This window comes from Aetokthonos hydrillicola CCALA 1050, assembly GCF_017591665.1.
Classification (GTDB): Bacteria; Cyanobacteriota; Cyanobacteriia; order Cyanobacteriales; family Nostocaceae; genus Aetokthonos; species Aetokthonos hydrillicola.
In genome coordinates this window covers 94,192-120,883 of the sequence record NZ_JAAKGC010000017.1, presented here as the reverse complement: position 1 = coordinate 120,883, position 26,692 = coordinate 94,192, and the positions used below count along the sequence as shown (strand labels likewise).

The 26,692-nt window shown below is 41.3% G+C and carries 26 protein-coding genes; 12 read left to right on the top strand and 14 right to left on the bottom strand.

The genetic code is table 11. The annotated features are described in order from the left end of the window. The 5 genes from G4P69_RS11555 to G4P69_RS11535 form a co-directional block, all read right to left on the bottom strand. The coding region (locus G4P69_RS11555; RefSeq protein WP_208349870.1) for a malate dehydrogenase at positions 1-687 on the bottom strand (687 nt) is incomplete at its 3' end. Between the two features lie 29 nt (positions 688-716). Next, positions 717-932, bottom strand: a complete 216-nt coding sequence (ndhO, locus tag G4P69_RS11550; RefSeq protein ID WP_208343979.1) for an NAD(P)H-quinone oxidoreductase subunit O — start codon at positions 930-932, stop codon at positions 717-719. Between the two features lie 590 nt (positions 933-1,522). Beyond that, positions 1,523-2,365, bottom strand: coding sequence for a DNA-formamidopyrimidine glycosylase (locus tag G4P69_RS11545; RefSeq protein WP_208349867.1), 843 nt, complete (start codon positions 2,363-2,365; stop codon positions 1,523-1,525). Between the two features lie 210 nt (positions 2,366-2,575). Continuing rightward, positions 2,576-2,788: a photosystem I reaction center subunit IV gene (locus G4P69_RS11540; RefSeq protein WP_208343981.1), complete on the bottom strand. Its 213-nt coding sequence runs from the start codon at positions 2,786-2,788 to the stop codon at positions 2,576-2,578. A gap of 223 nt (positions 2,789-3,011) precedes the next feature. Then, a complete protein-coding gene (locus tag G4P69_RS11535; protein ID WP_208343982.1) occupies positions 3,012-3,596 on the bottom strand; it encodes a PAP/fibrillin family protein in 585 nt (194 codons plus the stop codon). A gap of 519 nt (positions 3,597-4,115) precedes the next feature. Here G4P69_RS11535 and mraY point away from each other — a divergent pair. Then, entirely contained in the window at positions 4,116-5,216 is a 1,101-nt protein-coding gene (gene mraY / locus G4P69_RS11530; protein ID WP_208343983.1) for a phospho-N-acetylmuramoyl-pentapeptide-transferase, read from the top strand. Positions 5,217-5,263: 47 nt separating this feature from the next. On the opposite strand, the gene G4P69_RS11525 is transcribed toward mraY, so the two are convergent. The 3 genes from G4P69_RS11525 to G4P69_RS11515 all read right to left on the bottom strand — a co-directional run bounded on the left by G4P69_RS11525 (position 5,264) and on the right by G4P69_RS11515 (position 6,920). Then, positions 5,264-5,770 carry a MogA/MoaB family molybdenum cofactor biosynthesis protein gene (locus tag G4P69_RS11525; RefSeq protein WP_208343984.1) on the bottom strand — a complete coding sequence of 169 codons (507 nt, stop codon included), beginning with the start codon at positions 5,768-5,770 and terminating at the stop codon, positions 5,264-5,266. 71 nt (positions 5,771-5,841) lie between these two features. Next, complete coding sequence (gene psb28 / locus G4P69_RS11520) at positions 5,842-6,177, bottom strand: photosystem II reaction center protein Psb28 (RefSeq protein WP_208343985.1); 336 nt, start codon at positions 6,175-6,177, stop codon at positions 5,842-5,844. A gap of 410 nt (positions 6,178-6,587) precedes the next feature. Continuing rightward, positions 6,588-6,920, bottom strand: coding sequence for a hypothetical protein (locus tag G4P69_RS11515; protein ID WP_208343986.1), 333 nt, complete (start codon positions 6,918-6,920; stop codon positions 6,588-6,590). Positions 6,921-7,138: 218 nt separating this feature from the next. On the opposite strand from G4P69_RS11515, the gene G4P69_RS11510 reads away from it, so the two are divergent. Both G4P69_RS11510 and G4P69_RS11505 read left to right on the top strand, forming a co-directional pair. Further along, on the top strand, positions 7,139-7,363 hold the full coding sequence (locus G4P69_RS11510; RefSeq protein ID WP_208343987.1) for a DUF433 domain-containing protein: 225 nt from the start codon (positions 7,139-7,141) through the stop codon (positions 7,361-7,363). Continuing rightward, positions 7,360-7,692: a DUF5615 family PIN-like protein gene (locus tag G4P69_RS11505; RefSeq protein ID WP_208343988.1), complete on the top strand. Its 333-nt coding sequence runs from the start codon at positions 7,360-7,362 to the stop codon at positions 7,690-7,692. The genes G4P69_RS11510 and G4P69_RS11505 overlap by 4 nt, the downstream gene beginning before the upstream one ends. Positions 7,693-8,009: 317 nt before the next feature. On the opposite strand, the gene dtd is transcribed toward G4P69_RS11505, so the two are convergent. Continuing rightward, the gene (gene dtd, locus G4P69_RS11500; protein ID WP_208343989.1) at positions 8,010-8,468 is read right to left on the bottom strand and encodes a D-aminoacyl-tRNA deacylase; all 459 of its coding nucleotides are present in this window, start codon (positions 8,466-8,468) and stop codon (positions 8,010-8,012) included. A 129-nt stretch (positions 8,469-8,597) separates the two neighbouring features. After that, a complete protein-coding gene (locus G4P69_RS11495; RefSeq protein WP_208349864.1) occupies positions 8,598-9,728 on the bottom strand; it encodes a CobW family GTP-binding protein in 1,131 nt (376 codons plus the stop codon). 122 nt (positions 9,729-9,850) lie between these two features. Between G4P69_RS11495 and cysS the strand changes: the two genes are divergently transcribed. The 5 genes from cysS to G4P69_RS11470 all read left to right on the top strand — a co-directional run bounded on the left by cysS (position 9,851) and on the right by G4P69_RS11470 (position 15,546). Further along, positions 9,851-11,293 carry a cysteine--tRNA ligase gene (gene cysS, locus G4P69_RS11490; protein ID WP_208349861.1) on the top strand — a complete coding sequence of 481 codons (1,443 nt, stop codon included), beginning with the start codon at positions 9,851-9,853 and terminating at the stop codon, positions 11,291-11,293. Between the two features lie 13 nt (positions 11,294-11,306). Next, positions 11,307-12,749: a TldD/PmbA family protein gene (locus tag G4P69_RS11485; protein WP_208349858.1), complete on the top strand. Its 1,443-nt coding sequence runs from the start codon at positions 11,307-11,309 to the stop codon at positions 12,747-12,749. 121 nt (positions 12,750-12,870) lie between these two features. Further along, the gene (locus tag G4P69_RS11480; protein ID WP_208349855.1) at positions 12,871-14,217 is read left to right on the top strand and encodes a TldD/PmbA family protein; all 1,347 of its coding nucleotides are present in this window, start codon (positions 12,871-12,873) and stop codon (positions 14,215-14,217) included. 77 nt (positions 14,218-14,294) lie between these two features. Beyond that, complete coding sequence (psbP, locus tag G4P69_RS11475; RefSeq protein ID WP_208349853.1) at positions 14,295-14,837, top strand: photosystem II reaction center PsbP; 543 nt, start codon at positions 14,295-14,297, stop codon at positions 14,835-14,837. A gap of 115 nt (positions 14,838-14,952) precedes the next feature. Beyond that, positions 14,953-15,546 (top strand): Maf family protein, encoded by a 594-nt coding sequence (locus tag G4P69_RS11470; RefSeq protein ID WP_208344265.1) that lies wholly within the window; start codon positions 14,953-14,955, stop codon positions 15,544-15,546. Positions 15,547-15,552: 6 nt separating this feature from the next. Here G4P69_RS11470 and G4P69_RS11465 read toward each other — a convergent pair whose 3' ends face one another. Continuing rightward, entirely contained in the window at positions 15,553-15,858 is a 306-nt protein-coding gene (locus G4P69_RS11465) for a small RNA NsiR4-regulated ssr1528 family protein (RefSeq protein WP_208349850.1), read from the bottom strand. Between the two features lie 177 nt (positions 15,859-16,035). Between G4P69_RS11465 and G4P69_RS11460 the strand changes: the two genes are divergently transcribed. Then, complete coding sequence (locus G4P69_RS11460; RefSeq protein ID WP_208349847.1) at positions 16,036-16,419, top strand: hypothetical protein; 384 nt, start codon at positions 16,036-16,038, stop codon at positions 16,417-16,419. Between the two features lie 111 nt (positions 16,420-16,530). Here the strand turns inward: G4P69_RS11460 and G4P69_RS11455 are convergent, their stop codons facing one another. The 3 genes from G4P69_RS11455 to G4P69_RS11445 all read right to left on the bottom strand — a co-directional run bounded on the left by G4P69_RS11455 (position 16,531) and on the right by G4P69_RS11445 (position 20,323). Further along, positions 16,531-16,791, bottom strand: a complete 261-nt coding sequence (locus tag G4P69_RS11455; protein WP_208349844.1) for a hypothetical protein — start codon at positions 16,789-16,791, stop codon at positions 16,531-16,533. Between the two features lie 144 nt (positions 16,792-16,935). Next, a complete protein-coding gene (ppc, locus tag G4P69_RS11450; RefSeq protein WP_208349833.1) occupies positions 16,936-19,980 on the bottom strand; it encodes a phosphoenolpyruvate carboxylase in 3,045 nt (1,014 codons plus the stop codon). Positions 19,981-20,086: 106 nt separating this feature from the next. Further along, the gene (locus tag G4P69_RS11445) at positions 20,087-20,323 is read right to left on the bottom strand and encodes a hypothetical protein (protein WP_208349825.1); all 237 of its coding nucleotides are present in this window, start codon (positions 20,321-20,323) and stop codon (positions 20,087-20,089) included. Between the two features lie 337 nt (positions 20,324-20,660). On the opposite strand from G4P69_RS11445, the gene G4P69_RS11440 reads away from it, so the two are divergent. The 3 genes from G4P69_RS11440 to psbA all read left to right on the top strand — a co-directional run bounded on the left by G4P69_RS11440 (position 20,661) and on the right by psbA (position 26,460). After that, a complete protein-coding gene (locus tag G4P69_RS11440; protein WP_208344266.1) occupies positions 20,661-23,642 on the top strand; it encodes a DUF1574 family protein in 2,982 nt (993 codons plus the stop codon). A 37-nt stretch (positions 23,643-23,679) separates the two neighbouring features. Next, complete coding sequence (locus G4P69_RS11435) at positions 23,680-25,182, top strand: MBOAT family O-acyltransferase (RefSeq protein ID WP_208344267.1); 1,503 nt, start codon at positions 23,680-23,682, stop codon at positions 25,180-25,182. Positions 25,183-25,377: 195 nt separating this feature from the next. Further along, positions 25,378-26,460, top strand: coding sequence for a photosystem II q(b) protein (gene psbA / locus G4P69_RS11430; protein ID WP_208344268.1), 1,083 nt, complete (start codon positions 25,378-25,380; stop codon positions 26,458-26,460). Positions 26,461-26,692: the final 232 nt, after the last annotated feature.

Below are 26,692 nucleotides of genomic sequence, written 5' to 3'. Positions count from 1 at the left end.
CTGTACAATTTCTGCACCGCCATTACGAGTGCGTTCGACTAAACGCTCAATCGTAGCTTCATCCAGCAATTCTGTAATCGGAATGCCGTTAACAGTAGAATAACGCGGTAAGGGAACCATTAAATCACCGTGGCTACCTAGTACCATTGCGTTAACATCGCTTGGACAAACGCCTAATTCCATGGAGATGAATGTTTGAAACCGGGCAGAGTCTAAAACCCCAGCCATACCCATGATGCGATCGCATGGCAAGCCAGTTGCTTTCCACGCTAAATAAGTCATCACATCCAAGGGATTTGTAACAATTACATAAATCGCATTTGGTGAATAGGCGATCGCTTTAGTCGCTGACTCCACCACAATTTTCGCATTCATCAACAGTAAATCATCCCGACTCATGCCTGGCTTGCGGGGAAAACCTGCTGTAATGACTACGACATCAGAATTAGACGTATCAGTATAGTTATTTGTACCAATAATCTTACGATGATGGAGTTCCATTCCCCTTGCTTCCATCAAATCAAGCGCCAGTCCTTGGGGTATTCCCTCAATAATATCCAACAAGACAACATCTGCTAGGTTTTTCTCAGCAATGCGTTGCGCTAAGGTACTACCAACCCTGCCAGCACCAATAACAGTGACGCGGGGGGAATGACATAGAATTTCAGAAGAAGGGGAATAGCTCATAATTGCGGTGGTTTGCTAATCGTCGAATTTTACTTAAACTGTTCTAATTGATCCTGGCGTAACCAGATATTAGGCGTCGGCACTTTTCCAAACTTTACCAAGGCGTAATCGCCTTTAAGCTCGACAACTTCTCCCTTGCTATCAAATAAATAAGAAGGAAAGCGAGTGTCACTAGCTTGTGCTTCCAGGCTATTTTCTAGCTTCTCGCGGACAGCGCGAACCATATCTCCTCTTTTTACAGCCATGAGTTTTCCTCTTGAATATGTAATTTGCTTCCTTCAGGATTTTAGCTCGTGCTAAGTCTGCCTTCAGCTTCAGAAAATGCCTTTTGCAGTTGTTTGGCCTAGTTGTATTACTATAGGAACCCTAAATAATTCGTCAGAGATATTGCACTCTTCTTAGTGATTACGCGACAAAGTGTAGGGTAGACAATGCCTCCCAAGAGCCTATGTAATCCACATGTGAACTAGTGGTAGGTGATAACCTTCACTTCTCAAGAGTCAAAAATCCTTCGTTCAAAGCACCATGATTTATCGGCTTCGTCACGTTGACTTTTGACCTCCCTAAAGGGGTTGACAACTCTACGTATATTTCAAAAATTAAATTAGGATTCCCATGTCACCCGTAACTACTAAATATTAACCTCGATTTAAAATTACAACCGCAGACGCATATAGACGCACACAGATGCATACAGATGAGAAAGATCTGCGCCCACGAGTCATTTCAAAACTCAAATTGGTATTAACTAGCAGTACGTGTAAGCTTGATAACTTTAAGTTACCACCATTTTAGTAAAATATTTTTTAATTTTTAATTTTTATTTTTTAATTTTTTATGATGCTCGCTGACCCTGCTCACAAAAATGGCTCGACCCCCCACCCAATTTAGTACGTTTAATTGCTGTCCCACAAACCCGACAAGGTTCCCCGTCGCGGTTGAAAACAAATGCAACACCGCCGTAATTACCATTGACACCTTTAACGTTAAGGAAATTACTAAAAGTTGTTCCGCCAGCTTCAATACTGGTTTGTAGGACTTGAATTATGCTGGAACGTAAACGCTCAATTTGCTCCTGGTGCAAGTCCGTACAAAGAGTGTTTGGTAAAACTCCACTTAAAAATAATGCTTCATCAGCATAAATATTACCTAACCCTGCTACCACAGACTGATCTAGTAAAGCAGTCTTTATTGGACGGCGGCGTTTTTGTAGTTTAGTGGCTAGATATTCAGTGGTGAATTCAGCAGAAAAGGGGTCTACTGCTAATTTTCCTAACCCAGTCATAACGCTTTCTACAGGCACATCTGGAGGAACCCACCACATTTGACCAAAGGTACGCTGATCTACAAAGCGTAATTCTCGGTTTTCTGCCATGAATAATCTTACCCGTGTGTGCTTGTGCAGTGGTTCATCTTGCTGTAGCCACAGTAGTTGACCAGTCATTCGCAGATGAACTCCAAGAGCGCCACCAGAATCAGAGAGTTCAGCTAAAAGATATTTACCACGACGATGCCAAGCTGCGATCGCGCTTCCTTGGATTGCTGTCACAAACTCACTTGGCGAAGACGGGTAGGCGATCGTCCTATGAAGCAAGACATCTCCACCCGTAATTTTTTGGTTTAGGGTGAATTGATTCAAACCTCGGCGGACTGTTTCAACTTCTGGTAGTTCAGGCATTTGAAATGCTTAGCTAAGCAAGTAGGTTGCTTAGGGAGATGAGGGAGTGAAAATTAAAAATTAAACTTTTTTTAATTTTACATCCTTAATTCACTCTCCCTCACCTCCATCAGTCATCGAGGTACGGTTGAGCGCGTTATATCTCGCCACTGATTCTGAGTACAGAATTCAGTGGGAGACGAGGGTGCGAATTAGTTAAACTTTACCCGTTTACTTTTTCGGCTTTGCCTTTGGTGGTTCAACCTCTAGCAATTCATTTGCAGCAAAGTTGTTGGTGTTTACACCAGCATAATTTACCTTGCTAAACCGGACGATAACTGGGTATCTACCGCCACCTTGCTCAACTGTCGCTACAGTTCCTACATCTTGGTACCAGTAGGACTCTGGACGGAGAACACGTACTTTAGAACCACGTTGAACCATAAGTTTCTTCCCTTTTATTTATCAATCGCCAATTTGTAAGGCTAATTGATTTCACTGTACAGTCAGATGCGCTCTCCTAGAAGCTTTGTTAAGATATTTGTCGTAATTGGGGCATGGGGCATGGGGCATGGGGCATCCCCAACTACGGGGTATGACCCTTCTTGACAAAGTGGTTATTATCTCTTACCTTCAGTGTTCGCTAACTATTACTTTCTGAACCCTATTATGCTTTGGTCAAAACAAATACGCTTCCCTCGTTACCTCTGCCGATGCGCAAATTATTATCTAGATAAGTAATATCCAACCAGCCTTGTTGTTCACCACTATTTAGAGGGAAATCGGCTGCAATAAATTTTTTACCTGCGTCTATTTGCTGGATAAAATTCTCTGGACTTTCATAACCTATGAAGCGTTGTAACCCAATAATAGAACGATTAAATTTTACACTGACGCGACGTTCTGAAGTTGGGTCAAATTTTGCAGTAACGCTTATCAAACCTTCTAGAGAAGGTAATCCATAAATTTCAGCTATGTTGTAAACGCTATTACTCCCTACGCGAATACACTGGTAAATTGGACCCACTTTGTACAAGGGTAGTCGATCTAAATTTAAAAGTGTTTTACTAGTGGTGTATATTAGTAGCCAGTTTCCATCAAGCAACTCAGGAGCTTCTACTGGACGTGGAGTGGGGTTAAGATCCTCGAGGTTAGCGATCGCTATTGAAATAGCTTGTTTCTCTAGCTCGGTTGCTACTAAACCACGGTTTTTACCTGCTATTGCTTCAAATAGATCTGCTTTCTTTGTCATGACTTATCACCTGAAATACAATATGTATTAAGGAGGTTAGAAATAACCTATGTATACTCAATTACTAAAAAATTCCGAGTTGGTACGAATTACTTGATCAATCATAAATAAAAATTTTTGGGCTGATTTTGGCTCGAAGAGTTGAATCAACAACTATATGATCTGGTGCCAAGTGATAAACTTTTAATGTCAAGTGATTTTACTCTTGTTTTTTCTTTAATGAATAATTGAATTCATTGGGCGAAGAACCTCACAACCATTGTGTTGCGGTAATTCCATGAGAGCAAGAGTAGTGTTTATTGAGCTGGTTACGGTTTCCGAGTTGCCTGATAGCGGGTGAAGTTCACTAAAATCTGTTTTCGTGGTGACGCAGAAGAACTAAAATCGGTAATTGTTTATAGACGGGATCGGCGATTATGGCTTCGATGACGAGAATAAAATCGTTCCAAGCGAGGACTAGCCGATTAAGGCACAGTTTTGTTCAATTTTGCAAGTAGTGTGGAGTGAAGGAAAATTTCCGTGGACGCTAAATTATCTCCTGGAACAGGGTTAAATATTTCTGGCATTGGTCTAGTCTCTTTATTGGGTGCAGCACTTGTTCTAACAGCACTAATTTTGGATGGCATGGCGAGTAGGTTCCCTTGGGGAGGCACTTCGCTGACTCTACCATTATTATTATGTGCTCTAGGGTCATCTGCGATCGGCTTCTGGGTAGTGCCATGGCTCCAAGCACTGAAAACTGGGCAAATAATTCGTGAAGATGGTCCTCAAGCCCATCTAAAAAAAGCAGGTACCCCAACGATGGGAGGGATATTCTTTATCCCCGTAGCAGTAATCGCGGCTTGTATCTGGTCTAATTTTGCGGATGAAGTCCTTGCTGTTTCCGCGTTAACACTAAGCTACGGTTTGATTGGTTGGATTGACGATTGGCAAATTCTACGCCGAAAGTCAAACAAAGGCATCTCTCCTCGTCTAAAACTAGCGTTGCAAATTGCTTTTGGAGCAGCGTTCTGTCTATGGATGATTGCGACTCAGCCTCATAACATAACAAATATTGCTTTACCTTTAGGCTTTTATATACCCTTGGGATTTCTGTTTTGGCCATTAGCTGGGTTTGTGTTGGTAGCAGAGAGTAACGCTACTAATCTCACTGATGGTATTGATGGTTTGGCGGCGGGAACAGTCGCGATCGCACTCCTTGCATTAGGTGCATACGTGGCACCAACTTCACCACCGTTGATGGTATTCTGTGCTTCCCTTAGTGGTAGTTGCTTGGGCTTTTTATCTCATAATCGTAACCCCGCCCGTGTTTTTATGGGAGATACTGGTTCCCTAGCTTTGGGGGGAGCGTTAGCCGCCGTTGGTTTATTGACTAATAGCCTAGTCGCTTTGTTTATCCTCAGTGGTATCTTCTTTGTAGAAACCCTTTCCGTAATGGCTCAAGTTAGCTACTACAAAGCTACAAAAGGTCCTGATGGTAAGGGTAAGCGGTTGTTTAAAATGGCACCACTACATCATCATCTAGAACTTTCTGGATGGTCAGAATTGCAGGTGGTTGCTGCATTTTATATTATTGGCGGAATTTTAGCTGCACTTACTTTGGCAATCAGTCCAGTGTAGTGTTAATAACAAATAAAAAAACTGTAATCCCCTCAACTCGAGGGGATTTATTTTTTTCTCAGTTGACTGACTAAGTGAGCAAGTTCTGGAAGAATCAGCTTTTCCATTGCTAACTTGACAGCATTGCTAGAACCTGGAACAGAGAATATTAATTTTTGTTGATAAACGCCTGCGACAGCACGAGATGCGATCGCACGCGAACCTATTTCTTGATAGCTTAAAAAGCGAAACAACTCACCAAATCCCGGCAAAGTTTTCTCTAACAACTGCTCAATTGCGTCGTAGGTGGTATCTCTTGGTGCAATACCAGTACCACCATTGAAAATTATTACATCCACACTTTCGTTTTTACTAAGTGCTTCTACCTGTTGCTTAATATCAGCTGGTTCGTCTTTGACTATTGTGTACGCTTCTATGGTGTGTTTAGCGTCTTGCAGTAATTGCTGAATTAATTGACCACTCTTATCAGTTTCTATTGATCGAGTATCACTAACCGTCACAATAGCACAAGTGACTGTTATACCTGCAGCGTCGGGATGAGGGAGGTGAGTCATAGGTTAATTTTTGCTTGTTGGTCGTTAGTTGTTAGTTATTCTGCTAACCACTAACTACTAACCATTAACCACTAACTTTTGTTAAATCCTAAACCATGGTCGTCAGCATAACGCTGCATGAACCGCATAAAACGTTCCCAATCTTGTTCTGATTTCATCACGTAAGTTGCTTCTAATGCTTCTGGCTTACCATTGATGAATTTAGCCTTGACTTCACGGGTGACGATTTCACCTTCTTCGTCAATCATGTACATACCGGTAACATCTTCAGTAATGTTACCGCTTAAAGCTTTGGGGTTGTTGAAAATAAATGTCGCCGTTCCACTGTTACCACTGCGCGATCGCGTCAGACGTACATCTGGAATAACTTCTTCATCGACACCTCTGGAAAACTGAATATGAGCCATGATGAGTGATTTTTAAGTTTTATTATGATTAGTTTACTATTCTCTCATCTTTTTGACACTCAGCAACCTAAAAGCACGGTAATTCTTAGAAGCAAGGGTACTGGCGGCACACCATGTGCTAAGAATTACCAACCTACTCCAACACAATTGTTAGACCGTTATGTAGCAATACATTTCAGTTAAGGATAATGGATGGTAGGTTGGGTTGTAGCTTGCTTCCCCGTAGGGGTACGATAGTGAAACCCAACGCAATCTTAGAAATTCTCCCTCAAACGCCACACACTTCAAGTCGGGAGACTCATCCAAAACTGAATCGTATTGCGTTATATGGTAATTTTATCGAAGGGACTAACGTCGTAACTTGATTCCTAAAAACTTTAAACAAGGTATCCAACGGTGACCATTGCCATTTACACCATCAATGTGAACTTTAAATGTTGTAGGGTTAAGTTGCGAAACTTCACTTTCTCTATTTCAGATTTGAATTCACTAATTGTTCCAGTGAGAATACGATCACCCTCTGTAAGTATTCGGTCAGCTAAATCTCTAGATCCATTGAAAATTTTATCTATCAAACTACGAATGTCATAAACCAAAGATCTTCTCAGTTCGTCAACCTTTTCAAAGAATGGATTGAGTAAATTATCTCTGACTCCTTTGACGATATCGTGGACTGCACGTTGCACTTCATAAACTAGCTGGGAAAGCTCTTGAGAAATCTTTTGAATAAGATTTTTTCCCAAAGTTTCTATTTTAGAAAGTAGTTCTTATCATAGATATTTTAACCGGACATTCACCCAAAGCAAGTGAAAATTTTATAGGTGTTTACCCTGATAATAAACAGAAGTAGATTAACATATTTTCTGCTGGTTATTATTTGTATAATAGCAGGAAGCTAGAGTGAGAGGGAAATAGAACTTCTCGGTATAATAGATATAAATATTCCTGTAACTGTTACCTTATGGATTACCACAACATCATCACAATCGAGCCAGGAAAACGTGGTGGAAAGCCTTGTATTCGAGGAATGCGAATTACTGTGTATGATATATTAGAGTATTTAGCAGGTGGTATGACAGAAGCTGAAATTTTGTCAGATTTTTCTGAACTCACTTCCGAGGACATTAAAGCCTGTCTTGCTTTTGCTGCTGATCGTGAGAAAAAGTTATTTGTAGCATCACTGTGAAACTGCTCTTGGATGAAAACCTTTCAGACCGAATTATTAACAGGATTGTCGATTTATATCCCAACTCTGAGCATGTTAAAACTTTAGCGCTGACAAATAGCGACGATTCAATAATCTGGGAATATGCCAAGACAAATAATTTTGTGATTGTTTCTAAGGATTCTGACTTTCACCAACGCAGTTTACTTTATGGTCATCCACCCAAGTTTATTTATCTTCGTATTGGCAACAGTCCAACATTAAAAATTGTTCAGATTTTGAGAGATAATTTTGACACGATCATCCAATTTGAAGGTAGGGAAAGAGAAAGTATTTTAGTGTTGGCTTAGTACAGAATTGCATCGGGAGCATCCCAAATGTTTAAATTTATGATTTGGGAGTGCGAGCATCTTGCTCGCTAGAGCGCCGGTACAGTATTGCCAGAAACCCGGTTTCTTTGAGTTAAAACCACCAAAAACAAGTACTTCCAGGTATAGAAACCAAGTTTTTTCTGCCTAAGTTTGATTAATGTACCGGCGCTCTAGCTGTAGTATGTGAGCAAGATGTAAGTCCTGCGGACATGCTGCGCGAACACACTACCTTTTAAACATTGGGATGCTCCGCATGAATTGGTTTACCTTCTACAAAATCAAATATTAGATAAACCTTAGTCAGCCTCTCGCTCTAGTAACAAAGTAACAGGACCATCATTTTCAATCAAAACCTGCATCATTGCGCCAAATTTGCCTGTTTGGACATGCAAACCACTTAGGCGTAACTTAGCGACAAAACAATTATATAAGTTTTCCGCAGTTTGAGGATCTGCGGATCGGTCAAAAGAAGGACGGCGTCCTTTACGACAATCGCCGTAAAGGGTGAACTGACTAACTACTAATAACTCGCCGCCAATATCTTGTACAGATTTTTGCCACCGAGTACTATCACCGCCTTCTTCATCAGGAAACAGCCGCATCTCTAAACACTTGCGCACCATCCAATCAAGTTCAGCCTCAGTATCAGTATTAGCAATACCTACGAGCAAATTTAGACCTCGTCCAATTTTGCCTACGATTTCGCCGTTAACAGTTACTTGTGAGGATTTAACTCGCTGGATGATTACACGCATAGTAAAAAAGGAGTCAGAAATCAGAATACAGGAATCAGAATAATTGGACAGGGATTTTTTATCTAGCAGTCACACAGAACAACTAACTTAATTCTGACTCCTGACTCCTGACTCCTGAATTCTTGATTATTAATTTTTCCCAAATCCTTTACCACGAGAGGTAGAGGGTAAACCAATACAGTTTTCAAGTTGTTGCCGCAATTCCTCGTGATTGAGATTTTGACCAATTAGCACAATTTGGTTTTTCTTTTCACCTTTCCACTCATCATCCTCTAGAGTAAAACGTTTGCCGCAAAGGTGGAAAATGTGGCGTTTGGGACTTTCGTCAAACCACATAATCCCTTTTGCACGGAAGACGGTAGAAGGTAGTTGGTTATCTAAGAAATATTGAAACTTTCTGATAACAAAAGGCTTGTCACTATAGAAAGACAATGAGGTGAAACCATCATTTTCTAAATGGTCTGAATGATGGTGGTGATGCTCGTGATCATGGTCATGATGATGCTCATGGTCATGGTCATGATGATGCTCATGGTCATGGTCATGATGATGCTCATGGTCATGGTCATGATGGTGGTCATGATCATGGTCTTTTGCAGTGTCAAAGTACTTGTCACTCTCGAACAGACCGACACTTAAAATTAAGGGTAATGGAACTTGCGATCGCTCTGTGCGAATAATTCTCGATCCTTCCTTAACTTCGTTAATTTTTGCTTCTAATGTTTGTAACTCTGCTGGAGAAACCAAATCAGTTTTATTCAGCAGGATGATATCACCATAGGAAATTTGACTGTAAGCTGCCTCAGAATTGAATAAATCTAGGCTGTAATTTGATGCATCTACAACGGTAATAATGGAATCAAGACGAGTCAGATCTCGTAGCTCAGTGCTAAGAAATGAAAGAGCTACAGGTAAAGGATCTGCAATTCCTGTTGTTTCCACAACCAGATAGTCTATCTTTTCTTCCCGTTCCAAAACTTTGTAAACGGCATCTACTAGATCATTATTGATGGTGCAGCATATACAACCGTTGTTTAACTCCACCATATTTTCATCTGTGGAGACAATTAGCTCGTTATCAATGCCGATTTCACCAAATTCATTGACCAACACAGCAGTTTTCAAACCCTGCTGATTGCTCAGGATATGATTAAGTAAAGTTGTCTTACCGCTACCGAGAAAACCAGTGATAATTGTGACTGGTAGTCCTTGCTTCGGTGCATCCATTGTTTGAGATTCAGAAGTAACTGCTGATGGCATAGCGCTGCTAATAAAAAGTTAAAGCTAGAAATGTAGCGCAGAGAGGACATAAAACACTAGCATAGGGATGTTAATCCCAAATACTCTCCCCTATTATTACGTAATTTCAGTATTAGTTCACCATGACCCTAACCGTTTACAATACTCTCACCCGTCGCCAAGAACCTTTTGAGACTGTCGAACTAGGAAAGGTGAAGATGTATTATTGTGGTGTGACGGTGTATGACTATTGCCATCTGGGTCATGCAAGAGCTTGCATCGTTTGGGATGTAGTACGTCGCTACCTTGAATTTATCGGCTATAGAGTACGCTTTGTTCAGAATTTTACTGATATAGATGACAAAATTCTCAACCGAGCGCGGCAAGAACATTCGTCAATGGAAGCTGTATCTGAACGCTTCATTAAAGCTTATTTTGAGGATATGGCGCGGCTGAAAATTAAAGAGGCTGACGAGTATCCCCGTGCAACTCACACCATGAATGGCATTCAAAGGCTCATTCAAGAGTTAGAAAATAAAGGTTATGCTTACCCCGCAGATGGTGATGTTTACTACGCAGTACGCCAGTTTCCTGAGTATGGCAAACTTTCTGGACGTAAGTTAGAAGATTTGCAAGCTGGTGCAAGTGAACGGGTAAACGTTGATGATCCAGAATATCAGAAGAAAAAAGACCCGTTTGACTTTGCTTTGTGGAAAGCTGCTAAACCAGAGGAACCTGCTTGGGAATCCCCTTGGGGTGAAGGGCGTCCAGGATGGCACATTGAATGCTCGGCAATGGTACGTGATTGCTTGGGTGAGACAATTGATATCCACACTGGGGGTGATGACTTAATTTTCCCCCACCATGAAAATGAAATTGCCCAATCTGAAGTAGTTACAGGAAAACCATTAGCTCGTTATTGGATACATAACGGCATGGTAAAGGTCAATGGTCAGAAGATGTCTAAGTCTCTGGGCAACTTTATCACCATTCGAGAGTTGTTGGATCGAGGAACTGACCCGATGGCGGTGAGGTTGTTTGTCCTGCAAGCTCAATATCGTACACCAGTGGATTTTACTGATGAAGCGATCGCCTCAGCAACCAACGCTTGGCACACGTTGCAAGAAGGGTTGCTGTTTGGTTATCAATTAGGGAATACTTCTTTTGATCACCAGTCACCAGTCAATAATTCCTATGTCGAGCGTTTTAAAGAAGCTATCAATGATGACTTCAATTTCCCTGGTGGGTTAGAGATTTTGTTTGAGTTAGCTAAGAAATTGCGCCGTGAGAAGAATATCCTCCTACATGAAGGAAAAACACAGACAGATCCAACTGAGTTACTGAAAGATTGGCAAACGCTTGTGATTTTAGCTGGGGTTTTGGGTTTTGAAGCTGAGCAAGAAACTGAAGAACCTGATCATGGTGGTAGTTTAAGCGATGCAGAAATTGAAGCACAAATTAAAAAAAGGCTAGAGGCGAAAAAAATTAAGAATTTTGCTGAAGCTGATCGCATTCGTAACCAACTACACGAACTTGGTATTACCTTAATTGATAGCCGTGATGGCACTCGATGGCACCGAAACTAGTTGAAATCATATCATGTTGTCAGAACTTACAAAGGCGATCGCTAGCATTAATACTCCTGCGGATTGGGTAGGTATTAGAGCAGTAAAGGAAACCTCCTCTACTCGTTATGTTCGTGATGGTTTACCCCAAAATAACGGTAAATCCTTCACTAATGGAGCTATGCTTGAAGTTTTGGTTGATGGCTGTGTGGGTTATGCAGCCGTCAACTCTCTACAGGTAGAATCTCTAGAGGAAGCTGCACAAATAGCTTATCAACAAGCCGTTGCTGCTAAAAAGTGGTGGATACATCCTTTCCAAGAAGGGCAGTCTCGTCCTAAAGTTGTTGGTCAATATACCTCCCCGTTTGTCAAACCTTTAGATTCTCTCACTTCTGGTGAAATTAACGATTTGCTTATTCGCATTTGCCATACGTTGAAAGTCTCTGACAAGATTTTACAAACTGTAGCCAATTTAAATACAGTCGAGAAAGAAACATGGTTTGTGAGTAGTAACGGCTCAGAAGTGTATCAAAAATTTATGTTTTTGAATACCCATTACGGAGCTACTGCTCAAGATGGAGCAATTGTTCAGCAGCGTAGTGACAACGGCTTATCTGCCCAATCTTACCAAGGTGGATTGGAACTTTTTACAACAGCAGATCTATGGGAGCGAGTTCATAGAATTGGTGAACAAGTAATAGAGTTGTTGACAGCAGAAGAATGCCCAACGACGAAGACAAACCTAGTACTAGCCCCAGATCAGATGATGTTGCAAATCCACGAAAGTGTGGGGCATCCTTTGGAAATTGATCGAATTTTAGGAGATGAACGTAACTACGCTGGGGGTAGTTTTGTTAAAAAGAGTGACTTCGGCAATCTGGTATATGGTTCGCCGTTGATGAACATTACTTTTAATCCCACAGTACCGGGTGAGGTAGCTAGTTATGGCTTTGATGATACTGGGGCAATAGCTAACCGTGAATATTTAATTAAAGAAGGTATATTACAAAGGGGTTTAGGTGGTCTAGAAAGTCAAATTAGGGCTGATATTCCTGGAGTAGCCTGCGCTCGTGCTTGCGCTTGGAATCGACCGCCTATTGATCGTATGGGAAACTTGAATTTAGAGCCAGGACAAGCAAGCTTTGATGAAATTATCGCTGGAGTTGAACACGGTGTTTATATGGAATCTAACCGCTCTTGGTCAATTGACGATCAGCGGTATAAATTTCAATTTGGCTGCGAATACGCTAAATTAATTGAAAATGGTAAGCTTACCAAAACCCTCCGAAATCCTAACTATCGTGCCACTACTCCAGAGTTTTGGGGTAGCTTGATTAACGTAGGAAATGCTTCGACTTGGAAAATATATGGCACACCTTTTTGTGGTAAAGGAGAACCAAACCAAGCCATTTGGGTAGGACACGGTTCACCAGTTTCTGTATTTGCTAACATTGAAGTCTTTGGGGGCGGAAGTTGAAACAGTGAACAGTAAACAGTTATCAGTGATCAGAGATATGAAGCGGTGATGACTGATAACTGGCGATCTGTTGAAAATTAATTTTTTATTCGTAATAGTCTTTATTTAATTTGTAATTTTCATGGAACAACAAGAATTATCTGCGTTTGAAGTCAGCTTTAACCAACTGATAGATACTCTCGTGGAGAAACGAAAGGAAAGTGAACAATTCACAGCAAAATTGAACGGGGAAAGAACTCAATTCACTCGTTTTAATCATGCTAAGGTACGGCAGACCGGTTGCGTTGTTGATGGTTCTGTTGAACTGACTTTAAGTGAAGATCAACGTAGTAGTTCTCGGCAGTTTCCTTTTACAGGAAATTGGGAGGTTGATTGGGAAGTTGCACAAACAGCTTTGCAAGAACTACGTGCGGAGCTTCCTCAATTACCAGTAGATCCGTATTTAGTTTTGCCAACAGGAACAAATACCAGCAGAGAAATACATTCTGGAAAGTTATTGACAGCAGAAATTCTCGTACCAACCGTTTTAGAATTGTTGGGAGAGTTAGATTTTACTGGTTTATATGCTGGAGGAGTTGTTATTCAAGGTTATGGCGATTCTAATCAGCAAAAACACTGGTTTACTACTGATTCTTTTACCTTGGATTACTCCCTTTTTACACCAGAAGGACAAGCCTTAAAAGGCATTTTCGCGGGTAGTGATTGGAACCATGAAGCTTATATAGATCAAATTAATGATGCTAAAAAACAACTAAAATTGCTCTCTTGTCCTACGAAAGAATTACCAAGAGGACAGTATAAAACTTATTTTGAACCAGCGGCAGTGGCTGATTTATTGTCAATGCTTTCTTGGGGAGGGCTTAGTGAAGCAGATTTACAGCAGGGAAACAGTGCTTTAGCTTTATTGTCACGCAAAGAAAAGCAGTTGTCTCATAAATTTAGTTTAAAAGAAAACTTTCAACGTGGTCTAATTCCGCGATTTAATGAATGGGGAGAAATTGCAGAGCTAGAATTGGGTTTAATAGAAAAAGGTGTGATAGTAAACACATTGATAAATTCTCGCACTGCTAAGGAATACCAAAAAAAAGCTACCGGTGCTAACGGTTATGAATCTTTACGTGCGCCGGAAGTCACTCCAGGAAGTTTAGAATTTGCTCAGATTTTGACTAGTTTGGATACAGGTTTATATGTATCAAATCTACATTATTTAAATTGGAGCGATCGCCCTACTGGTCGAATTACAGGTATGACTCGTTATGCTTGTTTCTGGGTTGAAGATGGGGAGATCGTCGCACCTATCGAAAATTTGCGCTTTGATGAAAGTTTATACCGCTTCTGGGGAGAAAATTTGGTGGATTTGACCGATTTTCAAGAATTTATTCCAGAAGTTGGAACATACGAAAGACGGCACTTAGGGGGTAGCATGGTTCCAGGTATGTTGGTAGAAGACTTTACTTATACTTTATGAGCGACGTTTCGTGGGACAATAAAAACGAGCAATAACTCTTAGCTTCTGTTGCTTTCGGCTTAAAGGATACCTAAAGGATGTGGAAACGAATTGCACTAATTTTTGTTTTGGTGTGTGGGTTTAGTCTTAATTATTCTGGTGTAGCAGTTGCAGCTACCAGAAGTTATGTAGATACTAATGATGGTTATGAGTTTTTATATCCTAACGGCTGGGTACAGGTTAAAGTTGCTGATGGTCCTGATGTGGTCTTCCATGATTTGATTCAGGCAACTGAAAATATATCTGTGGTGGTAAGCCCTGTTCCACAAGGGAAAACCTTGGCAGAGCTAGGAACGCCAACAGAAGTAGGATATAAGTTAGGAAAAAATGCTTTAGCGCCTGAGGGCTCTGGTCGTGTGGCAGAATTAGTCAATGCCGAACAACGAGAAGTAAAAGGCAAAATATATTATATCCTGGAGTATGCTATCAAACTCCCTAATAACCGACAACGCCACAACCTCGCTAGCGTTGCTGTTAGTCGCGGTAAACTCTTTACCTTCAATGCCTCAATTCCCGAAAGACGGTGGTCTAAAGTTAAACGAATAATTTCAGAATCCCTAAATTCCTTCTTTGTGTACTAGTAGGGGCGTAGCCTACGGCTTCCCAAAGGGTACGGCGTTCGCCCTCAAAATGGTGGGCGAACGCCCTTAAAACGGCAATCCCCCCTATCTTACCCATCTAAAAACTGCTATATCTATGGGCGTTCCAACCTTTGTACTAGCTTCAGCTTCTCCAGCACGACGCCGCTTATTACAATCTGCTGGAATCGAACCAATAGTTTACCCCAGCGACTTTGATGAGTCGCAAGTTGAAATAACTGTACCAGCAGAACTGGTACAGGCTTTAGCAAAGTATAAGGCACAAACAGTTGCCCCTAAGTTTGAATCTGCTTTAATTATGGGTTGTGACTCAGTATTGGCGCTTGATGGAGAGATTCATGGTAAACCAGCAAATGCTGAGGAAGCTTTCCAACGCTGGAAAAAAATGGCAGGTACAGTCGGAGAGCTTTACACCGGTCATGCCTTAATTGACCTTTCTCGAAACCAGACTTTGGTAAAATGCCAAGTTACAAGGGTTTTCTTTGCTGAAATCAGCGATCGCGCTATCCAAGCTTATATTGCTACCGGTGAACCCCTTAAGTGCGCAGGAGCCTTTGCTCTTGAGGGTTACGGTAGTCTATTTGTAGAAAAAATAGAAGGTTGTCATACCAACGTAATTGGACTTAGTTTACCCCTATTACGCAGTATGCTAGCCGATCTCGGCTATCAGGTCATTGATTTTTGGAAATAGCGTGAACTATTTTCCGCTGTAATAAAAAGCAATTTCTTTTTCTTTTAAAGGTGCAAAGCCAGCATCCACAAGCTTTTGGTCGAGTTCTGCTTGGGGAATGTGTTTTGCTCCAATTCTGACGATGCGCGATCGCATTGTGTTTGAAACACCGCTACGTTGTCTATTGCTCTCAAGTGCCATGACGTCATGATACAGTTCCAGCTTGGCAGGAGGAATGGGAGAACCATCAAAATCAATTCCTTGTGCGATCGCAACATCAACAGCGTCAGCACCTGTAGTCGTTTGAGTCCCTGTGTTAGTTTCAGTAGCCATAGCTATAAGCATTTGTACTTTTACAAATTCATTCTACCAACATTTAAGAAACAATTAATAATTAAAAGTTGAAACAATATTTTGATTTGCAATTTTCCTTGTATATTTTCTTTCACTCTTGCCAGCTCGAGGACTTTTAGCTTAATCTCTTACCAAAGGTATAACGGTAGGTGCGCTATGGATGAACCTCACACTCCCTATGAAGAACGTGCCTGGGAAATAGCTTTGACAAACAAGATTATAGATGATTACTTTGAATCTTCAGAAAGCTCGTTGCGAGCAATCTTGCGGATGTGCATCTTCTCTGTCGCTCACCTAGATCGACAACCTGTGTTTGTTGTAGAGTGTCCCAATCAAGCAGTAGCCAAGCGCTTAAGTCGGAAAATGCATCCTTTTCGGGGTATTGTCTATTCTTTAACAGATAACTTAAATGCTAGGGATCGCTCTTTATTTTGCTACAAAGATCCCACTAAAGGCTCTTGGTGCTGTTTTGACACTAGCACAAACTCTTGGAAAACCCTCTGTCACCTTCAAAAGCCAAATCGAAGGAATAGGGCATAGGGCATGGGGCATGGGGCATGGGGCATAGGGCATAGGGCATGGGGCATTGGAAATGGATTTAAGGCACGAAAATTAAGCTATAAGATAACCTTCTTTCTCTTAAACCATTGCCTATTGCCTATTCCCTTTTTTATTTTCGTGTGTCACCACACCACTTACAAATGCTCCTAACAAAGTCCCTGTCCATATACCTGTTGTGCTACCTTCCCATATAGCACCTGGTGTTACCATAACGCTACAAACTTCCTTCAAGCCCCAAGGCTGATTTTGGCATTGTTGAGTGCGAAGACTTAAGGTGATTTGTCCACTAATATAACCACCAAAAAGTCCTGCCAATATTGCTGAAAATGTACAAGTTAAAGCTCGGTTCATTCGTTAGGTGTTAGGGGTTAAGTATTGGGCGCTGGGAATTATTAAGTATTCTACTATGCCCCATGCCCCATGCCCCATGCCCCATGCCCCATGCCCCATGCCCCATTCCCCATTCCCCATTCCCCATTCCCCATTCCCCATGCCCTAACCCGTATTTCTCATCCCAGCAGCAATACCATTAATAGTTAAGAGTGCGCCGCGTAGCAATTCACCTTTGCTGTAGCGGGAGTGGATAATTCCAGATGTCACATGAGTACGAGACTGGCGTAAGCGTTTGAGTAAAGAAATTTGTATGAAACCGAGAGGTACAATTGTACCATTACGTAACCTTACTGAACGCTGCAATACAGGATCGCCGTCTAAAAGTTGCTCGTGATTGGTGATTTTTAAAACTAAATCTCGTGTAAGGTAAAACTCGTGAGCAATTTGTTCAAAAACTTTCTCAAAGCGCGGTTTATCTTCAGGATTTGATAGTTCTTGAACATACTGGTGAGCCATTTGCAAGTCAACTTTTGCCAAGGTCATTTCTGCTTTAGAAATCACCATCTTAAAGAAAGGCCACTTCATATAGAAATAGCACAAAAGCTTCATGTGTTCTTCTGGCTCTTTGTCGAGAAACTCCTGTAAAGCTGTACCAAGTCCGTACCAGGAAGGTAGTAGAAAGCGAGTTTGTGTCCAGCTAAATACCCAAGGTATTGCACGTAAACTACTTAAATCTTTTTTACCAGATGGACGACGCGCAGGACGAGAGCTAATTTGTAGCTGACTGATTTCTTCTATGGGGGTAACTTGGTGGAAGAAGTCAATAAAATCTGGCTGTTCGTAGATAAGGGAACGATAATGCGCACGCGATCGCGCAGCAAGTTCTTCAACTATCTCATTCCAAGGTTCAATATCGTCAAACCCAGTTCGCAGCAGACTAGCTTGAATTACAGCAGCGGTGATAGTTTCCAAATTAAACAAAGCCAAGTCCCGCAGGGAGTATTTAGAAGCTAAAACCTCTCCTTGCTCAGTGATTTTAATTCGTCCATTAATACTGTGACCAGGCTGAGCTAAAATAGCTTCATAAGATGGACCACCACCCCGCCCCACAGAACCACCGCGCCCGTGGAAAATCCGCAAGATGACGCCGTGATCTTCAGCTATTTTTTGAAGAGATTTTTGAGCTTTATGAATTTCCCAGTTACTGCTTAAAAAACCAGAGTCTTTGTTGCTGTCAGAATAACCCAGCATGACTTCTTGTAAGTTGGGAGTCAAGGGGAACAAAGGAGATGTAACGTTTCCTCCAGATCTAACTGCTTCATAACCTCCTGCTAACAAAGCGCGGTATAATGGCAGGTCAAATAACTGCCGCATCACGCTTTTTGAGCGCTGTAAATCTTCTACCGTTTCAAATAAAGGAACGACTTGGATTGTACCAATAGCAGTACCTGGATCATACAGTCCCGCTTCTTTTGCCAATAGCAGTACTTCTAAGACGTCGCTGACTTCACGACACATGCTGATCACATAGGTTTGGCAGATATTTGCTCCAAACTCTTCTTGTAGCGATCGCACTACTCGGAGCGTCTCAATAACGTCGTTAGTTCTATCGGAAAATGGAAGTTGAGCGGGAATTAGGGGGCGGCGGGTTTGTAGTTCTGCAACTAGCCAAGCAACTTTTTGAGACTCTGATAAATCGTTATAGGGTTGGTGTAAAACTCCCAAGTAATCCAAGACTTCATTGATAGTGTCTGAATGACGGGAAGATTCTTGGCGAATATCTAGTTGTGTGAGGTTAAAGCCAAAAATTTCTACCTGACAGATGAGATTTTCTAGTTCTCTACAACTTAAACCTGTTTCTGTCAAGTTTTTTTCTATGAGCCTCAGTTCTGCTAAAAATTCCGCTCCTGATCGATAAATAGGGGTGGTATCGCTTTGTAGTATTTCTCGCTTAGATAAAGCCGAATTGCGATCGCGCGTATTCTCCAAACGTTTAAGGACATAAGAAAGTTTGAGACGGTACGGTTCTTGTCTATAACGCAAAGCCAGTTCTTCGTAAACTTCACTTAACTGGGATTGCTCCATCTCTAAAGATTCCAGCAAATCTGGCAGAATATCACTCCAGTGGAGCGACAAACTCAACAAATTAATCAGCCGTTTCACTGATTGAATATACTTTCCTAGCACCATATTGCGCTGATAACAAGCCGTCTGCCAAGTGATTTCTGGTGTCACCGACGGGTTTCCATCCCTATCTGAACCTACCCAAGAACCAAATTTACAAAAGTTTTTCTTTGGTGGTTCCAGCCAGGGGAAAGTAGCGGCTAAAGTATATTTAAAACGCTTGTATAGGTGAGGAATACCATCAAACAAAACTTCTTGAAAATAGTGCAGGGCGTAGTCTACTTCGTCCAGCACTGAAGGCTTGAACTGATGCAGTTCGTCCGTACGCCACCACAGCCGGATTTCTTCTAGCAATTGTTCCCGTAATTCTTCTGCTTCCCAGGAGTTTCCAGTGTTACCACGTTTTTCGATAATGTCGAGCTGCTGTAAGAGTTTCACGACTTGACGTTGTTTGTCGCGGATAGTGTGGCGAACAATTTCCGTAGGGTGAGCCGTAAAGACTAACTGGATATCTAATTGTGCAATTAGCCTCTGTATTTGTTCAGGTGGAACATTTAGCTTGTATAACTGAGGAAATAAAATAGCCAAAGTGCCTGCTTTTTTTGGGTTCAGGTTTCCATTCCAGCTATTTCCTAGCCATTCTGAACGACCTGTGCTGTTGATGGCAAATCCATCTGCTTCTTCTTGATATGATGAATTGTTGTTATTTGAGAACGTTTGGTCATTTTCTGATTCTGTTGCTGCTCCATAGCGAGTCAGCTGCTGTCGTTGCTCGTAGTCCTGCTCTATGATATTAATCAACTGAAAATACAAAGCAAAGGCACGAGCGGCCCTGATTGCTTCATTAATGTTAAGTTGTTCTATCAACTTAAACACAGAGGACCCTTGATCATTAGTTGCTTGACCTTCTGGTGAACACAAATTCTGTAACTGTCGCAGAATATCCACCATCTTTTGACCGCATTCTTGCCGGAGAACAGATTCCCACAATTCTTCCATTACGTGCAAGCGGTGCCGCAAAAACAAGTCAGAGGCAGGGTAGATATTTACAGCCTGAGTAAACGAGTATAAATATGCACTCATATTATTATCTATTGTAGTAAAGCCTATTATTGTTTACCATCTAAGATTTATTACCTGTTCAGTTTACGGATTGTTACTAGAATATCTAATACAATGAGTATCCTTGTTAACTTCGGTTGAGTTCATTCTGGTCAGGAAAGTTTAGTATGGGTAAACGTTCACCTCGGAGCAGTTCTTCACTTGCTTCCCCAAAATTTTGTAAGGTATCTAAGGTTGCTTTTTCTGCCATCAGCAGCAGTAGGATAGACGCTGTACCAGCTTGTAAAAGGAAAGATGTCGGAATGGTAAACAAACCCAGATTTAATCCAGAATCAGAAAGAGGTTGGGAAGTAACTGGTGGCATGAGTAATACTTGGTTGTGGAAGGGCTCTGGGAAAGAGTATAAAACAAAGAAAAACCAGAAGCTTGCAACTCGGTAAAACTATCTTGGCTCTTTTTGCAAGCATATCAGGAAATGAAAGCGAGAAAAACTTCTTAGTGTTATGACTCTATGGTTCTAGTTTACAAGTTATTAGGGATTACAAGATGGCCAACCGAAAAACATTTTCACCGGGAGCAGAGGAGCAGAGAAGCAGACAAACGTGTAGTACTCAGTGCTTAATACCCATCCAATGCCCCATGCCCTATGCCCTATGCCCTATGCCCCATACCCCATGCCCATTTTGCAAAATCAACTTCCCATGAAAACAGTATTACCAGATAGCCAGCAATTGTTAGTACAGTGGGTAAGTCAAGCAACAGGGATTAGCGCTTTCGGGGTGAAAATCCGGTTGCAAGGAAACAACCTACATATTCTTTGCGAGGGTCCAGAATGCCCTCTAAGATGGCGAACATTGTCTGATTTGCTGCAAGCTTTACAGCAGACTAACGTTGACACTTTAACTAATAGCGGACAGATCTCAATATATCAAGTATTTGTCTACGGTAGAAAAAAAGGTGAGAACCGCCCAAAATGGTGCCATCGTGTTAACTTGAATCAACTGGAACGCCATCTAGAGGAGGTGAATAAAGCTTTAATAACAGAAGCTGAACACTCAAGAGTTGGTGGAGCAATAGTTATTTCTAACGAGAGCTTAGCACGTCAGGGACGCCCTGATGGGATCGCTCGCTATCTCAGTGAAACGCTAAGTAGCCTGGGTGTATCAGTAGAGGTAAAAGTTAGGAAGCAAAAATCACCTTTAAATCAGGGTGTGCAAAGCAGACTATGGATTTTTTGTCAATCGAGTTATAGTCCCGATCCATCGTTAATTGCTGATGCTGTAGCCTCAAAGTTACGCTCTCTTAAGCTTACTGGCTACGAAGATGCGGTAGTTGCTTCTCAAGTTGGTGGTGAAAGTACAGTTGATTGGCTGCTACGAGTCGATTTGACTCCACCAGAAGTGATGCTCAAAGAATGGGCACGTTGGGGAGATGTGGAAGCAATCACACGCCTGTTAAACAGCTTGTTGTCAGATCATAAAGTAGCAGTAAGTACAACTCTCACTGAATCAACGTTACATATATTTTGCACCCCTGCTGGTGATCCGATAAAAAACGCAACAGCACCAGATAAGAAGTTATGTCTACACATCATCAAATCTCAATTGCAAGCGATCGCGCCTCAAAGCATTCTTTCAGCTACTGTATACGGTAATAAAACAGGTGATAATCAACCTGCCTGGATTGATTGGCTGTCTTTACCTGCAAATGATCATCCAGCCTTAGCTGCTTCACCACTGGAGTTAGCTACTTCTTTTGACGAACCTGCGCTGATTTTTTTGCTTGAGCGCTTACTCAACCCTGATCTAGATTTACGCTTGAAGACTGGAGGTATTCGTATACTTCTACTGCGTAAAGGAGATTTGTTACACATTATGTGTGATTCTCCTATCTGTCCTAGACGTAAAGAAGTTGCGCCCAAAGTTTTACAGTTCATCAAGCAATTAAAAATTCCACAGGTTAAGGGCGTGCGCATCTATGGACGTCGTGCAGGTAATAAAGAACCTTTTTGGCAGCAGGGTACGGATTTTGAGCCTCGTCAACGTTTGGTTCCCGAAGCTCCCCCAGAATTCGCAGCTACTTCTATTCACATTCGAGATCTGCTAACTCCTGAAGATGATGAACCTGTAGTGCGTTCTGACGTAACTACTGAAGAGGTTCATCGTTTTCTCTCTGTTACGACTCATGATTGGTTCTTAACAACGAAAAAGTTACTTTTAGAAACACAGCTATTCGTTGAAAACCAACAACCACAACAACAAATTTCTGCAGGGCAAGGTCGATGGATCGCTTTAGTCTGGGGAGCTTTAGGGCTATTACTCACGCTACAAACAGATTGGCTCTTAGGTCATATCATTGATCGCACGACTCGTATCTCATCAGCAATTATCAATGTTTCACCTAAACCATCCCAAGAGGAGCAATTTATTAATAAAAATCTAGTAGGGAAAACATCTCCTTTTCCTCAGACTTCTCTAAATAAATCTTCTGGCAGACAAAGTTTTGTATTTAATGCTTCCGAGTTCACCCAAACAGATAATACATCAACAAAAAATTTGGCAGCTGCACCCTTAAAGCAAAAAGCAACTTCAACTGCTATTCTTCTAGCAGCCCGAGAGCAGATACCTAATTTTAACACTAGACAGTTAGAAGAACAACTAGCATTATACAGACAACGTTTATTAAAAACTGGTAAACCGCCAAATGTATTAATTATTGGCTCTTCACGCGCTCTTAGAGGAATTGACCCGGTAGCACTTTCTCAGGCTTTGGCGAGTCAACATTATTCAAATATTGATGTATTTAACTTTGGTATTAATGGTGCTACCTCTCAAGTTGTCAACTTTGTTCTTCGTCAAGTTCTTAAGCCCTCAGAACTTCCAAAACTAATTATTTGGGCGGATGGTTCTCGTGCTTTTAACAATGGTCGAGAAGATGTAACTTTTAAAAGTATCTCTGCTTCACCAGGTTATAAGGAATTTGCCAAAAATCCACCAAAGACAACAAGCAATACTAAAGAAATACTAAGCTCTTCACTAACTATAGCCAAGGAAAAAACAGTCAATAGCTACCAAAGTTTTAACCAGTTATTAAACCAATCATTGGGTGATATTTCTTCTACATACCAAAAACGTGACAATCTCAAAAGTTTATTAAACAAACAACTGAAATATTTGCCTACTATTGGTCAGAGAAAAAAGCCATTTAGTGCACAAGGAAATCAAACAAATCCAGACGAAGAGGTTCTGCCACAAGCCGTAGACTTTGATGGTTTTTTACCTTTATCTACTCGTTTCCAACCTATACAGTATTACCAAAAACACCCTAAAGTTTTTGGTGATTACGACAATGATTACAAATCCTTCTACCTAGGAGGCGAGCAAGATGCAGCTTTACAAGAAATTCTTGGATTTACGCAAGCGCAAAAAATTCCTCTTGTGTTTGTTAATATGCCCTTGACTGCAGATTATCTAGACCCAATACGCTCAAAATATGAACAAGAATTTCAACAGTATATGCAGCATATGGCTCGCCGCCCAAACTTTATTTACCGAGATTTTAGTCAGCTATGGCTAAAATCCAATGATTACTTTTCTGACCCTAGCCATCTTAATCGCTATGGTGCATATGAAGTTTCCAAAAAATTAGCTAATGACCCGATGATTCCTTGGCCATCGAAGTAGAAAATATACAAACTAACTCCTAACAAACGAATAAGAAATGGAATTTATTTCGATTATCTATGGACTATTCTTAATAAGTGTATTAGGAATTTACTGGTCAGTGGGGGGACAGAGATTACGTCTGTTTATACTGCTGATTTCTAGCTTGGTATTTTATGCATCTCTACAATTCCAGTATGTACCTTTGCTATTGGCGCTAATTTTTATTAACTTTCGTTTAGCTCAAGAGATTGGAGAGAACACTTTATCTGAAAACCATGATCTAAACTCGCAAATTTCTAATGAAGAGTGGCAATTTTCTCAAGCCGATTGGAACCGTCGCCGCTTAAAGCTATTATGGCTGGGTATAAGTCTAAATGTTTTGCTTCTTTTAGGCTTTAAATATCTACCACCGCTATTAAGGTTTACATTTCAAACGGCTTCGACAAACTCAGCTGCCGACTCTTTTAAAGTAATTGCGCCGTTGGGAGTTTCATTTTTTACATTTGAGTGTATAGCTTACTTAGTGGATGTCTATCGAGGTGCCCCTCCTGCAAAAGGACTACTAAAATTTGCAGCCTACAAGTTTTTCTTTGCCAAACTCATCTCAGGGCCGATCACTCGTTATCATAATTTAGCAATTCAATTTAATCATTTACTATCGCTTAAAGCTGATAGTGTTGCGGAAGGGATATGGTTAATTGCTAGAGGCGCAGTTAAAAAAGCTCTCATAGCAGATCATTTGGGAATTTTTGTTGATTTGTGCTTTGGGAATATACAACGAGCAGGTAGTGTTGATCTCTGGTTAGCAACATTTGCCTACGGTTTACAGTTGTATTTAGATTTCAGCGGCTATGTAGATATTGCCCGTGGTAGTGCAATGCTCTTTGGCTTAATGCTGCCAGAAAATTTTGATTTTCCATATTTTAGTACTAGCATTGCTGACTTTTGGCGACGTTGGCACATGAGTTTAGGCGATTGGTTGCGTAACTATATATATTTTCCTTTGGGTGGTTCACGTAAAGGTTTGGATCGGACATGCCTAAATTTGATGATTGTGATGGTAATCGCAGGTATTTGGCACGGAGCAGCATTAGGCTTTTTAGTTTGGGGTACAATGCACGGTTTTGCTATGGTTGTGCATCGACTCACTGATTCGATGAGCGATCGCTTTGAAGTACTAGAGAATTTTTGGCAAAGTCCCTTGGGCGTCTTTTTCGCTTGGCTGTTCACACAATTAACAGTTTTTACTTCTTGGATCTGGTTCCGCTTACCTGATGTTCACGATTCTTTGACTGTTTTTGAGCATCTTTTTGCTCATCCTGCTGATGAGCAATTTGTACAAAAAGTTTACGTTGAAGCTTTAAATATCAGTCAACCCCAAATGGGAATACTTTTAGCGACTGTAGGCATTTTTATGGCTTTATTTTATGCTTTCAATCGTATGTTGAAACTACAAATCAATTGGCATTTAAAGCTTATGTTCACACCTCTATGTCTTTACTGTGTTTGGTTATTAGCTCCTGAAGGGAGCTTACCTTATATATATTTTGATTTTTAGGAGATATTTGATTTTTAGGAGATTATTTAGTAGGATAAATAATTGTAAAGAAATAATAAGCATCTATAAACAAAGTTGTTTATTTCGACATAAAAAATAAACAAGAGTAATTGCCTATTTTAAGTGAACTCATGTAAAGTATATGAGTATAGGCTATTTGCCTAATCAATAAAGTTAACAGCAATCATAAGAACAATGACAACAACCCTACAACGTCGCGGTAGCGCCAATGTATGGGAGCGGTTCTGCGATTGGATCACAAGCACCGAAAACCGCCTTTATGTAGGTTGGTTCGGCGTATTGATGATTCCTACATTGCTATCCGCGACCATCTGCTTCATCATTGCTTTCATCGCTGCTCCTCCAGTAGACATCGATGGAATCCGTGAGCCTGTTGCAGGTTCCTTAATCTACGGCAACAACATCATCTCTGGTGCAGTTGTTCCTTCCTCCAACGCAATTGGTTTGCACTTCTACCCAATCTGGGAAGCTGCTTCCTTAGATGAGTGGTTGTACAACGGTGGTCCTTACCAGTTGGTAATCTTCCACTTCTTGATAGGTTGCTTCTGCTACTTAGGCCGTCAGTGGGAACTTTCCTACCGCTTAGGAATGCGTCCTTGGATCTGCGTAGCTTACTCTGCACCTCTAGCTAGTGCAACTGCAGTATTCTTGATCTACCCAATTGGACAAGGTTCCTTCTCTGATGGTATGCCTTTGGGTATCTCTGGAACATTCAACTTCATGTTAGTGTTCCAAGCTGAGCACAACATCCTAATGCACCCCTTCCACCAATTAGGTGTAGCAGGTGTATTCGGTGGTTCCTTGTTCAGTGCAATGCACGGTTCTTTGGTAACTTCTTCCTTGGTTCGTGAAACAACTGAAGCCGAATCTCAAAACTACGGTTACAAGTTCGGACAAGAAGAAGAAACCTACAACATCGTAGCAGCACACGGTTACTTTGGCCGTTTGATCTTCCAATACGCTTCATTCAACAACAGCCGTAGCTTGCACTTCTTCTTAGCAGCTTGGCCTGTAATTGGTATCTGGTTCACAGCACTAGGTATCAGCACCATGGCGTTCAACCTCAACGGTTTCAACTTCAACCAATCCGTAATTGACTCACAAGGTCGTGTTATCGGAACCTGGGCAGACGTCCTTAACCGCGCTAACTTAGGTATGGAAGTAATGCACGAGCGTAACGCTCACAACTTCCCCTTAGACTTAGCTGCTAATGAAGTTGCTCCTGTTGCTCTTTCTGCTCCTGCTATCAACGGTTAATCTTGATTCAGGATTCGGAAAAGACTTTTCTGAATAGATAAAAAGAGCCCTCCCTAAAAGGAGGGCTTTTTTTATTACGATTGATGAGGTAGAGCAATAGCATTACATCAATTGCAATGCTATTAAGAAGCGATAGCGTTGGCAAAGCGTCTCGTACCCCTGTGGGGAAGCAAGCTACGCGCAGCGTCTCCGCTCTTGAGAATAGAAGATCTGCGCCCAAAGGGTGATCGCC

Excerpts from the sequence above, each read along its gene's own strand:
- ndhO (WP_208343979.1), bottom strand. The coding sequence starts at position 932 with ATGGCTGTAAAAAGAGGAGATATGGTTCGCGCTGTCCGCGAGAAGCTA.
- G4P69_RS11545 (WP_208349867.1), bottom strand. The coding sequence starts at position 2,365 with ATGCCTGAACTACCAGAAGTTGAAACAGTCCGCCGAGGTTTGAATCAA.
- G4P69_RS11540 (WP_208343981.1), bottom strand. The coding sequence starts at position 2,788 with ATGGTTCAACGTGGTTCTAAAGTACGTGTTCTCCGTCCAGAGTCCTAC.
- G4P69_RS11535 (WP_208343982.1), bottom strand. The coding sequence starts at position 3,596 with ATGACAAAGAAAGCAGATCTATTTGAAGCAATAGCAGGTAAAAACCGT.
- G4P69_RS11525 (WP_208343984.1), bottom strand. The coding sequence starts at position 5,770 with ATGACTCACCTCCCTCATCCCGACGCTGCAGGTATAACAGTCACTTGT.
- psb28 (WP_208343985.1), bottom strand. The coding sequence starts at position 6,177 with ATGGCTCATATTCAGTTTTCCAGAGGTGTCGATGAAGAAGTTATTCCA.
- G4P69_RS11510 (WP_208343987.1), top strand. The coding sequence starts at position 7,139 with ATGGATTACCACAACATCATCACAATCGAGCCAGGAAAACGTGGTGGA.
- dtd (WP_208343989.1), bottom strand. The coding sequence starts at position 8,468 with ATGCGTGTAATCATCCAGCGAGTTAAATCCTCACAAGTAACTGTTAAC.
- G4P69_RS11495 (WP_208349864.1), bottom strand. The coding sequence starts at position 9,728 with ATGCCATCAGCAGTTACTTCTGAATCTCAAACAATGGATGCACCGAAG.
- cysS (WP_208349861.1), top strand. The coding sequence starts at position 9,851 with ATGACCCTAACCGTTTACAATACTCTCACCCGTCGCCAAGAACCTTTT.
- G4P69_RS11485 (WP_208349858.1), top strand. The coding sequence starts at position 11,307 with ATGTTGTCAGAACTTACAAAGGCGATCGCTAGCATTAATACTCCTGCG.
- G4P69_RS11480 (WP_208349855.1), top strand. The coding sequence starts at position 12,871 with ATGGAACAACAAGAATTATCTGCGTTTGAAGTCAGCTTTAACCAACTG.
- psbP (WP_208349853.1), top strand. The coding sequence starts at position 14,295 with ATGTGGAAACGAATTGCACTAATTTTTGTTTTGGTGTGTGGGTTTAGT.
- G4P69_RS11470 (WP_208344265.1), top strand. The coding sequence starts at position 14,953 with ATGGGCGTTCCAACCTTTGTACTAGCTTCAGCTTCTCCAGCACGACGC.
- G4P69_RS11465 (WP_208349850.1), bottom strand. The coding sequence starts at position 15,858 with ATGGCTACTGAAACTAACACAGGGACTCAAACGACTACAGGTGCTGAC.
- G4P69_RS11460 (WP_208349847.1), top strand. The coding sequence starts at position 16,036 with ATGGATGAACCTCACACTCCCTATGAAGAACGTGCCTGGGAAATAGCT.
- G4P69_RS11455 (WP_208349844.1), bottom strand. The coding sequence starts at position 16,791 with ATGAACCGAGCTTTAACTTGTACATTTTCAGCAATATTGGCAGGACTT.
- ppc (WP_208349833.1), bottom strand. The coding sequence starts at position 19,980 with ATGAGTGCATATTTATACTCGTTTACTCAGGCTGTAAATATCTACCCT.
- G4P69_RS11445 (WP_208349825.1), bottom strand. The coding sequence starts at position 20,323 with ATGCCACCAGTTACTTCCCAACCTCTTTCTGATTCTGGATTAAATCTG.
- G4P69_RS11440 (WP_208344266.1), top strand. The coding sequence starts at position 20,661 with ATGAAAACAGTATTACCAGATAGCCAGCAATTGTTAGTACAGTGGGTA.
- G4P69_RS11435 (WP_208344267.1), top strand. The coding sequence starts at position 23,680 with ATGGAATTTATTTCGATTATCTATGGACTATTCTTAATAAGTGTATTA.
- psbA (WP_208344268.1), top strand. The coding sequence starts at position 25,378 with ATGACAACAACCCTACAACGTCGCGGTAGCGCCAATGTATGGGAGCGG.